We start from the raw sequence: 11406 nt of genomic DNA, 5'->3' as shown, positions 1-11406 counted from the left end.
CCTGTGCCAATTGCAATGGCAGGCCGGACCGCTTAGCGTCAAATAAAGGTTATTTTTCAAAGTGGATCGAATTATGCGGCGTTTGCTCTCGGGCTTGGTCCTCTTCTTTTTAGTCGCCATGTTGGGCGCAGGCCCATCGGGTGCGCAGGCGATAAGCTCGCTGCTGGCCGACAGGCTGCCCGGTGCTTTGAAGGTGGCACCCGATCCGCAAACCAACGCGACCGAGACTGCGCGCGCCTCCGAAAAGGCCGGTATTCAAGTCATCGTGGTGGACAGCGCAGGCAAGGTGCTTGCCACAAATGTTGAGGACCTGGGTGCCGCGCCCGACGAGCAAGAGGCGCTTGATCCGGCAGAAGGCAAAGAACCCGCCAGCCTTATGCGCACACAGGAGCGCGCCGATGCGTTTCGTAACGCGCTGGTTGACCGCATTTCCCTTTTGCCCTCAGCCTTTAACGAGGTGGTCTTTATCCTGCGCGCCACCAGCCCTGACGGAACCATCATGGCCTTCGTCAAAATTCTGCTCCTCAGTCTCTTGATGCTCGCGGCAGGGGTGGTGGTGGAGCGCCAGATTTACGGCAAACGCGTGGCAAGACGCTGGGTGGTGGCGCGGGTTCAGGACAATCCGCAAGGCTATGCCGAGAAGATGCCGTTCTTGCTGTTCCGCTTCTTCATGGGGGTTATCGGCATTCTGGTGTCGATGACGGTGGCCTATATTCTGGGTTTTGCGCTGTTTGGCGGCATTGAGGATACGGCGGTCCAGCTGACTGTGACGTTGATCAACATCGGCTATTTCAGTTGCCGTTTCGTGGCAGGCGTCTGGCGGATGATCCTGTCGCCATTCATGCCGCAGTACCGGATTCCGACGCTGAGCGACCGCGACGCCAAGCGCCTGCACCGCTGGCTGTGGATGATGGGCTGCTTTGACATCTGCGCGATTATCTTCGGGCTGTGGATCGGCGAGCTGGGGCTGAACTACGAGATCTACGCGCTGGTCGCGTCGACCCTGTCACTGGTGCTGGTGCTGGCCAATATGCTGCTGGTGGTGGTGAACCGTCGCGCCATCAACCACGCGCTGCGCCACGGCAAACCCTATGAAAAATGCAGCGTCGTGACGCGGTTTATCTGCCGCGTCTGGGCGCCTGCGGTATTTGTCTATGTGATCTTTGCGTGGTTCGAGCTGACCTATGATCTGGTGCTCGGCAATCCCAGTTCGATCCCGCTAATTGCCGGAGCCTACGGCATTCTGGTGTCGATCATCGTGGTCTACGGGTTAATCAACTATGTTATCGAACGCAGCTTTGCCCGCGCCCGCACGATCCGCCTGCTCAAGCAGCAACGGCTGGAGCGCGAGATGCTGGAAGAGGCCCGCGCCGAGGCCGAAGCGATGGTCAAACGGCAGCAGCAGGAGGATGGACCGGACGAAGACCTCGACGCCGTTGAGATGCTCACCGAGAGGGCCGCGCCCGCCGCCCTGTCGCCGCAAGAAATCAGCGCTGTTCAGGACGAAATTATCGCCGCGCGGGCAGAGGTCGAGCCAATGCAGGACCTGCGCCCGACCCTGAATTCCTTTGAAGCCTTGGCCCAGCGGGTTGCGGGCATTCTGGCCTTTGTGGCTGGCGCCTATGCGTTTTTCTATATCTGGGACAATGAAGGCGCCCAGATGGTCGAAAGCTATGCCGACCAAACGCTCGACATCATGGTAATCGTGTTTCTGGGCTATATCGCCTATCACGCTTTTCGCATCTGGATCGACAACAAGATCGCTGATGAAACCCCCGATGATGTAGAAGTCGAGCTTGGCGACGAGGGCGGCGGATCGTCTGCCAGCCGTCTGGCGACACTGTTGCCGCTGTTTCGCAATGCGGTGCTGATAGTGGTGGTGGTAACTATTTTGCTGATCGTGCTGATGGAGATCGGCGTGAACGTGGGCCCGCTCTTTGCCGGTGCGGGGATCGTCGGCGTGGCCATCGGCTTTGGCTCTCAGGCTTTGGTGCGCGATATCTTTGCGGGGGCGTTCTTTCTGTTCGATGACGCGTTTCGCAAGGGTGAATACCTCGATGTGGGCGGGGTGAAGGGCACGGTCGAGAAAATCTCGGTCCGGTCGTTCCAGCTGCGCCACCACCTTGGCTATCTGCACACCATCCCGTTTGGCGAGTTGCAGGTGATGACCAACTTTTCGCGCGATTGGGTGATGATGAAACTGCCGCTGCGGGTGACCTATGACACCGATGTGGAGCAAGTCCGCAAACTGGTGAAAAAGCTCGGCGTCGACCTGCTTGATGATCCGGTAATCGGTGATAACTTCCTACAGCCGCTGAAGTCCCAAGGCGTTATTGAAATGCAGGACAGCGCGATGATTATTCGCGTCAAGTTCATGACCAAACCGGGCGATCAATGGCTGGTCCGCAAGCGGGTCTATGAGGAAATCCGCAGCCTGTTCGAGCGTGAGGGCATCAAGTTTGCCCACCGCGAAGTCACGGTCAGGCTGGCCGATGGCAAGGTCGAAGATCTGACCGACGAACAGCGCAAGGCCGTTATGGCAGCGGCGCAGGCTTCACCGGATATTGATCCCGATCTTGCAGAAGATACAGGCGCGGATGACAGATAGCGGTATATTGAAACCGCAGCCCTATGGGCTATCTCGCCTGCCATAGCATATAAAGGACAAGACCATGAGACAGACACGTCGACACTTTCTGGCGACCTCCGCTGCGGCGGCGGGTGCGGTCACCTTGCTGCCCTATGCTGCGCGTGCCGCAGCGCATAGCTCGGATACATTTGAGACTAACAGCGGCGATATCGTTGTGCATCCGGTCGAGCATGCCTCGATCGTGCTTGAGACACCTGCAGGCACAATCTATGTCGATCCGGTTGGCGATCCGTCCCTTTACGACGACTTCCCCGCAGCCGACCTTATCCTGATCACCCATGAGCATGGCGATCATTATAATGCCGAGACGCTGGCCGCCTTGACCAAGGACGGCACCCAGATCATCACCAACCCCGCAGTTTTCGCTATGCTGGCGGAGGACGTCAAAGCCAAGGCGAGCGAAGTTGCCAATGGTGCCAATGCCACGTTCAACGATCTGTCGATCGAGGCGATCCCGGCCTATAACATCACCGAAGAGCGTAAGAATTTTCATCCACTTGGCCGTGACAACGGCTATGTGCTGAACTTCGAGGGTTTCCGCGTCTATATTTCGGGCGATACCGAAGACACGCCTGAGATGCGTGCGCTTCAGAATATCGATCTGGCGTTCGTCTGCATGAACCTGCCGTTCACCATGGACATCAATGCGGCCGCCTCAGCTGTGGCCGAGTTCAAGCCGACCTATGTCTATCCGTACCACTACCGTGGCAAGGACGGCGGCACCCAAGATCCCGAGGCCTTTGCCATGCGGGTCGGCACCGATACCGAAGTCAAAATGGGCGACTGGTACAGCTAAGTTCGGATCGGGTGCCTTTGGCACCCGACAGGCCGCGCCGCCCTTCGGGCGGCGCGGCTCCATGCCTCCTCAACCCTTGTAGGGGTCCAGCGAGGCGCGCAAACCGTCTCCAAGAAAATTGAATGCCAGTACCACCACGATGATCGGCAGCATCGGAATGGCGGTCCACCAGTAGATTTCGATGCTCGCGAGGTTTTGCGCGTCATTCAGCATGACGCCCCAGCTGACCGCAGGGGCGCGCAGGCCGAGGCCGAGAAACGAGAGCGCGGTTTCCCCCAAGATCATCGCAGGGATCGACAATGTGGCACTGGCGATCAGATGCGACATGAAGTTTGGCAGCAGATGCCGCCGGATCACGCGGGCGGGTTTAGCGCCCATCATCTCGGCAGCCTTCACGTATTCCTCTTCGCGCAGGGACAGGAATTTCGAGCGCACTGCGCGGGCGAGGCCGGGCCAGTCAAGCAGCCCCAGAATGATCGAGATGATGAAGAATACCGCCACCGGACCCCAGTTCGACGGCACCGCTGCGGATAGTGCCAGCCAGAGCGGCAGTTCGGGCAAGCTGCGCAAAATCTCGATGACGCGATTTATGATCCAGTCGGTCTTGCCGCCGAAATACCCCGCTATCGCGCCAAAGGTGATGCCCAACACGAACGACACAGTTATCCCGATAAGCCCCACGGTCAGCGACAGTTGCGCGCCGTAAAGGATGCGGCTGAACACATCGCGGCCCAGCCTGTCGGACCCCCACAAAAACACCGAAGCCGAGGCCGGTGCGCAGAACAGATGGGTGTCGCTCGCGATCAACCCGAACAGGCGGTATTCCTCGCCTTTGCAGAAGAATTCCAGCGGCGCGGGGGTGGTCGTGTCGGTCGTATAGGTCCATTGAAAACTGCTCAGATCCGCCTCGGCAGTGATCGGATAGACGAACGGGCCAACAAATTCGCCCTCGTGCCACAGGTGCATCCCCTGTGGCGGGGCATAAAGGTAGTCGGCGCTGCGTTCATTCGGCGTATAAGGAGCGATGAACCCCGCAACCGGCAGGATCAGATAGCAGATGCCAAGGAAAATCGCGGAAATCAGCGCGATCCGGTGCCGCCGGAACTTGCGCCACGTCAGCAGCCACGCAGGCGCATCCATATCGGCGCGTTCCAGCGCGCTGATGTCCACGTCATCGACCCAAGGGGTCGTATCGACATAGCGGTTGGAGGGTTGCGTGCTCATGTCTCGCGGTTCCCGTAACGGATGCGCGGATCAAGCAGCACCAACAGCATGTCCGACACCATCGTGCCGATGAGCGTCAGCAGTGCTACGAACATGAGTACAAACCCGGCTAGAAACTGGTCTTGCGATTTCAAGGCGGCCAGCAGATAGGGCCCGATGGTTTGCAGCCCCAAGACCACTGATACCAACACCGAACCAGACACCATCGCGGGCAGCAGGTTGCCAATGTCTGCAACAAAGGGGTTAAAAGCCATGCGCAGCGGGTATTTCGCCAGCAACCGCGCCGGTGCCAGCCCCTTGGCCCTGGCGGTCTCAACGTAGGGTTTGCTTAGCTCGTCGAGCATATTGGCCCGCAAACGCTGCATCATAGCCGCCGCTCCCGAGGTGCCGATTACAAAAGTCGGCACAATCAGATGCAACAGGATCGATTGCACTTTGCCCGCTGACATCGGCTGCCCCTCGAATGACGGATCCATCAGCCCGCCAATCGGCAGGTTGAAGTATTTATGCCCGTAGTAAAACAGGATCAGCGCCAGCAGGAAGTTCGGCGTGGCCAGACCCAGATAACCCAGAAAACCGGCGGTATAATCCACCCAAGTCTCGGATTTCGCTGCCGCCAGCACGCCGAGCGGCAGGGCCACCACATATACAAATAAAACCGCCGCGAGGTTGACCAATACCGTGAGCCAAAGCGCATCGCCAACGATGACGGCGACCGGGCGATCAAACTCGAACGACCAGCCGAAATCGCCCTGTATCATCCCTGAAAACCCGTTGGGGCCGGGGGCAAAGCCGACCCAGATCAGATATTGCTCCCACAACGGACGGTCGAGCGCGTATTCTTGCCGCAGGAACTCGGCCTTGGCGACGCCTTCGGCCTGTCCGGTGGCGCGCAACTCGGCAATCTGGTTGCTCAGGTAATCGCCGGGCGGCAGGTTGATAATGAAAAACACCAAGGCCGAGACCACCACTAGCGTCAGCAGCATGGTCCCGAAACGGTACACCGCATATTTGACAAAGTTCATGGCGCTTCCTTTTTCGGCGGATCGCCATAGTAGAACTCGTCGATGCGGTGGATGCCGAAATGCGCGCCGGGGTCATAGGCCCAGATCGCCTTTTCCGGCACGTTGCGCAAACGCTTTGACACCACAATCGGCTGCGGTGCTTCAGACAGAATGCCGATGGCAAACTGTTCGTGGGCGTGGATATGCAGCATCTCGGCCCAGATTTCACGGCGGGATTTGGCATCCCTGATCTCGTTCCAGCGCTCGGCCAGTTCCATCAGTCGGATGGCAGAAGGCATATCGGGCGCCTCGCCTGCAGCGCCGGAGGTTTGGTAATACTGGCCCCACATTGGCCAAGAAAAGAACTCTTGATTGGTGGGTGCCACATACATCGGCGAGGTGTCGGCTGTGGGCAGCCCGTTGTCCCAGCCGAACCAGACTGCAGACATCGACAGCCCCGCATAGACACGGTTGCGCAGAATATCGCGGTCAAGCGGGCGCATGACCATTTTGATGCCGATTTCGCGCCATGTGTCGGTGATGATCGCCAGCGCATTTTCGACCTCTTGCCGCTCGCCGGCCGTCTCCACAACAAACTCCATCGGGCGCCCGTCTGGCAGCAACCGGATGCCAGAGGCATTGCGCTTGGTCAGCCCCATATCGTCCAGCAGCAGGTTTGCCTTGGGGGGGTAATAGACCGACGTTGCATACAGATTGCCCATGTCGAACAAGGGGCTGGAGGAAAGCGCGGTCATTCCGCCCTCATTCGCCAATCCGAAATAGAGCGCGCGGTTGATCATCCGGCGGTCAATCCCGAGGCTCAGCGCACGGCGGAAGCGCACATCGCGGATCACCGCGCGCCAGACCGGATCGGCAAAGTTGAGGTTGGGATAGATCGCGATCTGGCTAGCCGCGCCATTGGCCCAGAGCAGGGTGCGATAATTGCCGCCATCAATCTCGCCCTTCTTGAGGATCGAAATATCAGGGAAATCGAGGCCCCGTGCCTGCAGATCAACTTCGCCCGCGTTGGCCTTTGCCGCCACCAGCCCGCCGCCGACCACGGTCATTTCGACCTTGTCGATATAGGGAAGCTGGACACCATGCGCATCGATCCGGTGATAATAGGGGTTGCGGATGAACCATTGCCGCGAAGCGCTGTTGTCGGTGACATTGACCCAAGGTTGCAGGGTCGGCAGGTCTGGATTGTCGAACTTGTTCATGCTGTCGCGCTTGTTGTGGAGCGCGGCCCAGCCCTTGACCCGCGCTTTGCGGACCTCGATGGCCAGACTTTCAGTACTGGCAAATTCCTCGTGGAAGTTTTTGAGGTAATGCGCGGGGCGGTAGATGAAAGGCGGCGTGGCCTGTGCCAGCAGGGGCAGGAAACCGGCGTTGGGAGCGTCCCATTCAAACACCACGCTCAAGGGGTCGGGAAAGCTGACTTCCCCCAACTTGCCGTTGACGAACATGAACTCTGGCGGCCCGCTTGGGGTGATCTCGGCGTTGTTGACCACATGTTTCCACCAGTATTCCACATCCGCCGAGGTGAATGGCGCGCCATCTGACCATTTATGCCCGCGCCGCAAATGCAGGGTGAACTTGCGATCATCCTCCACGTCAACGGCGCGCAGGATATCGGGGTAGAGCGAATAATCCGGCGCGTATCCGACCAGCCGCGCATAGCCGTAAACGGCCATTTGCCGTACGTCCTTGGAGCGCGACACCAAGGTGCGCAAAGTGCCGCCTTGGGTGCCAAAACTGCGGCCCTTGGTTGAAAGATCGACGATAAGCGGCTCTTGCGGAATGCGCGTTGCGATGGCGGGCAGCTTTCCGGCTTCGACGTCTGCGGCCCAATAGGGACTTTCCTGCAGCACCGGCGCCGCAAAGGCAGGAGTGCAAAATAGCGCGAAGGCTACAAGCAGGTTACGCATGACAGCGCACCAGATGGCCGGGCTCGATCTCTCGCAACATCGGGGCGGTGATGCCGTCAAATCGGAACATCTCGGGCCATCCTGTCGGGGCACCCGCACCGCGCGCCACCAGTTCAAGATCTATGGGGCGGTTGATGTCCGGCTCGGGCTGGGCGGCAATTAGCGCCTTGGTATAGGGATGCTGGGGGTTGTAGAACAAGGTTCTAGGAGGTGCTTGTTCTACAATCACCCCCGCCCGCATCACTGCGACCTCGTCGGCAATCCGCGCCACCACCGCCAGATCGTGGCTGATGAACAGATAGCTTAGCGCCGCGCGGTCGCGGATTTCTTCGAGCAGGTTCAAGATCTGGTCTTGCACCGAAACATCCAGCGCGCTTGTCGGTTCGTCACAGATCAGCAGTTTCGGGTCCAGCGTTAGGGCGCGGGCAATCGACAGGCGCTGGCGCTGGCCACCGGAAAAGGCATGCGGAAAACGCGCCATCATATCGGGGTTAAGCCCGACCCAGCGCAGCATTTCCGCGGCCTTGTCGCGGCGGTCGGCGCGGGTACCGATGCCGTGAATTTCCATTGGTTCGGTCAGCGCGTCCTGCACCCGCATCCGTGGCGAGAGCGAGGAATAGGGGTCTTGAAACACCATCTGCGCCTGGCGTTGGAAACGGCTGCGCTCTGCCGCGCTCATCCCGTGCACGGGCAGGGGGGCATCGCCGGTATCCGCGTAAAACAACACCTCGCCGCCGGGATCGGGGCGTTCGGCCCCCAAGGCGACCCGTGCGCAGGTGGTTTTACCCGACCCGCTCTCCCCGACCACGGCGAGGGTCTTGCCGCGCGAAACTTGCAGGTTCACGTCTCGGCAGGCGGTCACCAGCGTTGGCTTGCGCCATCCGCCCGCTCGCATGGTAAAGGTCTTGGTCACGTTTTTCAGATCAAGGATAACATCGTCGTGGGGCAGGGCGCGGGACGGCTTTGCGACTTCGGGGATCATCGGAGCGGCGGCGAAAAGTTTGGCGGTGTAGCCGTGCGCGGGTGCGCTCAGAACTTCGGCGGCACTGCCGCTTTCGACCACGCGGCCTTTGTTCATCACCACCACGTCATCGGCCATATTCGCAACCACGCCCAGATCATGGGTGACCAGAATGACTGCCATGCCGGTTTCGGATCTTAGCGTGTTGATCAACCCCAGAACCTGCGCTTGGGTCGTGACATCCAGCGCGGTTGTCGGTTCATCCGCGATCAGCAGTTCGGGTTTGGCGACCATGGCCATCGCGATCATCGCACGTTGCCGCATGCCGCCCGACATCTCGAACGGATAGCTGCGCCACGCACGCTCGGGATCAGCAAAACCGACCCGCTCGAATTTCTCCAGTACAGTGCGCTTGGCTTCGGCGCGGCCCATGTCGCGGTGCAGTCGCAGCACTTCGGCGACCTGATTGCCCAAACGGTGCAGCGGCGAGAGCGAGCGCATTGGCTCCTGAAAAATCATCGAAATCCGGTCGCCACGGATGCGGCGCATTTCGCGCTCGCTGAGGCCGAGAAGATTAACCGGCGCGGCGGTTCCGGCAAAGTGCACCGAACCGCTGCGCAGTTGCGCGGCTTCGGGCAGGATGCGCAGCACCGATCGGCAGGTCAGGGTTTTGCCAGACCCGCTTTCCCCGACCAAGGCCAACGTCTTGCCGGGCATCACCGAAAAGCTGACGCCATCCACCACCGGTGGTGCAGCGCCAAACCCGATGGTCAGCGTGTCGATTTCAAGCAATGGGGTCATCGGGGTCCTGTCGGCGGCGGTTCAGGGGCGTCGCCGGAGTGAAGCCTATTTGCGCCCCAGCGTCCAGTGGCGGTAGGTGTTTGTAAGCGGTGCCCGACTGAGTATGTCGGGATAGGGCGGGGGTTTCACACCCCCACAGCCCTCCGTGGAGTTTACTTTGCCAAATGAAGGAGATGCGGCGGCTGGTGGGGCGATGGGGGGTACACAAGGGGGTGGCCTAGGCCCATGTAAGGGGCAACTGTCGTGTAAAGGAGTGGATCTATGAGTCGTCTGGATGTTTTTATCGCCCGCATGGTGTCGCAGCGTGCCTGTTTGAACTTTGCCGCCGAAGCCACCGCCAGCATTGCGGGGCCGGTGTTTGAACTGGGTCTGGGCAACGGGCGGACCTATCACCATCTGCGCGAAATAATAGCGCGGCGGGATATCTATGTGTTTGAACGCGCGGTTGCATCCCATCCTGACAGCACGCCGCCGGATGACAGGCTGATTTTGGGGGATGTGCATGAGACCCTGCCTGCCGCGTTGGCACGGTTCGGGCCGGCAGCTTCGTTGATCCATGCCGATCTCGGCGGGCATAATCTGGATAAGAACGACGCCTTTGCGCGGGCGATCTCCCCGCTGGTCGAGCCCTTGCTTGCCTCCGGTGGGATGATGGTTGCCAGCGACCGGATGTATTTCGAGGGCTTGAAAGAGGTCTCTTTGCCTGCCGATGCCGTGTCGGGCAGGTGTTTTATTTACCAAGCTGGTTAAGCAGGTCAACGCGGTTTGATGCGGCGCAAGCCATTACGAGTGTTCATAAATTTCCGAGGGGCCGCGTCGAAACACGCGGCCCTTTTTGCGTTATCGGGGGTGCGTTGGGGCCGTGCCGGAGCGTGACCTAAACTTTCGCTTGCACGAAGCGAGACTCGACACTAGCGTGCGATCTGAAATAAATGAAACACAGTTTCGCATAGTGAAACTTTACCCTTGGGAGGGGATACCATGACATTTCTCAAATCATTCACCATGGCGGCGGCTCTGGCTGTTGCGGGCGGCGCTGCTACGGCAGAGACCACGCTGATCCACGGCGAAGCAGGCCCCAACCGTGGCGCACGCGCTGATGCGTTGCAGTGGTTTGCCGACCAGCTCACCGAGCGTTCGGCTGGCGACATCAAGGTTGATATCCAGTGGGGCGGCGCGCTGTTCAAAGCCAATGCGGCGATGCAGTCCATCGCGGATGGTGTGGCCGACATGGGGTCGGTTATTGCTGTTTATTACCCGCAGGAAATGCCGGGCTACGGCATCGCCGATTTGCCGGTGAACAACCCTGACGCTTGGGTCGGGATGCGCGCCACTGACGAGCTGATGCGCTCAAGCCAGCCCATTCAGGACAGCCTTGCCGACAAGAACCTCGTCTACATCGGCACTTGGACCACAAGTCAGGTCAACATCGGCTGTAAAGATGCCGCGATCCGCTCGGTCGCCGATATTGCGGGCCTTAAGGTGCGCGGCGTTGGTGCCTATGGCAAGGTCTTTGGCGACCAAGGCGCGAATATGGTCAATATGGACATCTATGAAGCCTATCAGGGCCTCGACACTGGGTTGATCGACTGCAGCCAAGGCTATTCCTATGCCGTGGCCGCGCTGAAACAGGCCGAAGTCATGACCAGCTATACCATGCTGGATTGGGGTCAGGTCGGCGGTCTTGGTATCTTTATGAACAAAGACACCTTCGACACGCTTTCTGCCGAACAGCAGGACGTTGTGCTGACCACCGGCAAGGACATGGCTGACGAGTTTGGTCGCATGATTACCAAAGCCAACGATGACGCCATTGCTTCGATGAAAGAAGCCGGCGTCGAGATCATCGAACTGCCCACCGAAGAGCGCACCAAGCTGGTCGATGCCGGTGCCAAATTCCTTGATGAATGGGTGCAAACAGCCGATGCGGCAGGCCTGCCCGGTGCCGATCTGCTCGAAGAGTACAAAGGCCTGATTGCCAAGTACACCGAAGAGCGTGATGCCAAAGGTTACCCTTGGGCGCCAAAGACCAACTGAGCCTT

General features: G+C 59.5%; 8 protein-coding genes. 4 read left to right on the top strand and 4 right to left on the bottom strand.

The window, feature by feature from the left end; translation table 11 throughout:
* Positions 1 to 73: 73 nt before the first annotated feature.
* Together BM174_RS01585 and BM174_RS01580 are read left to right on the top strand one after the other, a co-directional pair.
* Positions 74 to 2608, top strand: a complete 2535-nt coding sequence (locus BM174_RS01585) for a mechanosensitive ion channel family protein (RefSeq protein WP_177209386.1) — start codon at positions 74 to 76, stop codon at positions 2606 to 2608.
* Positions 2609 to 2672: 64 nt separating this feature from the next.
* Entirely contained in the window at positions 2673 to 3446 is a 774-nt protein-coding gene (locus BM174_RS01580; RefSeq protein ID WP_093922062.1) for an MBL fold metallo-hydrolase, read from the top strand.
* A gap of 69 nt (positions 3447 to 3515) precedes the next feature.
* Here the strand turns inward: BM174_RS01580 and BM174_RS01575 are convergent, their stop codons facing one another.
* The 4 genes from BM174_RS01575 to BM174_RS01560 are packed head-to-tail and all read right to left on the bottom strand — an operon-like array spanning position 3516 to position 9364.
* Complete coding sequence (locus tag BM174_RS01575; protein ID WP_093922061.1) at positions 3516 to 4670, bottom strand: ABC transporter permease; 1155 nt, start codon at positions 4668 to 4670, stop codon at positions 3516 to 3518.
* Positions 4667 to 5695 (bottom strand): ABC transporter permease, encoded by a 1029-nt coding sequence (locus tag BM174_RS01570; protein ID WP_093922060.1) that lies wholly within the window; start codon positions 5693 to 5695, stop codon positions 4667 to 4669. Before BM174_RS01570 ends, BM174_RS01575 begins: the two co-directional genes overlap by 4 nt.
* The gene (locus BM174_RS01565) at positions 5692 to 7602 is read right to left on the bottom strand and encodes an ABC transporter substrate-binding protein (RefSeq protein WP_093922059.1); all 1911 of its coding nucleotides are present in this window, start codon (positions 7600 to 7602) and stop codon (positions 5692 to 5694) included. The genes BM174_RS01570 and BM174_RS01565 overlap by 4 nt, the downstream gene beginning before the upstream one ends.
* Complete coding sequence (locus tag BM174_RS01560; RefSeq protein ID WP_093922058.1) at positions 7595 to 9364, bottom strand: ABC transporter ATP-binding protein; 1770 nt, start codon at positions 9362 to 9364, stop codon at positions 7595 to 7597. Before BM174_RS01560 ends, BM174_RS01565 begins: the two co-directional genes overlap by 8 nt.
* A gap of 261 nt (positions 9365 to 9625) precedes the next feature.
* Between BM174_RS01560 and BM174_RS01555 the strand changes: the two genes are divergently transcribed.
* Both BM174_RS01555 and BM174_RS01550 read left to right on the top strand, forming a co-directional pair.
* Positions 9626 to 10114 (top strand): class I SAM-dependent methyltransferase, encoded by a 489-nt coding sequence (locus BM174_RS01555; protein WP_093922057.1) that lies wholly within the window; start codon positions 9626 to 9628, stop codon positions 10112 to 10114.
* Between the two features lie 231 nt (positions 10115 to 10345).
* Positions 10346 to 11401, top strand: a complete 1056-nt coding sequence (locus BM174_RS01550; protein WP_093922056.1) for a C4-dicarboxylate TRAP transporter substrate-binding protein — start codon at positions 10346 to 10348, stop codon at positions 11399 to 11401.
* The last annotated feature ends 5 nt before the right edge of the window (positions 11402 to 11406 follow it).

The sequence above is a fragment of the Sulfitobacter brevis genome (genome assembly GCF_900112755.1).
GTDB lineage: Bacteria > Pseudomonadota > Alphaproteobacteria > Rhodobacterales > Rhodobacteraceae > Sulfitobacter > Sulfitobacter brevis.
The sequence above is the reverse complement of the archived record's forward strand: the minus strand, read 5'-3'. Positions and strand labels throughout refer to the sequence as shown.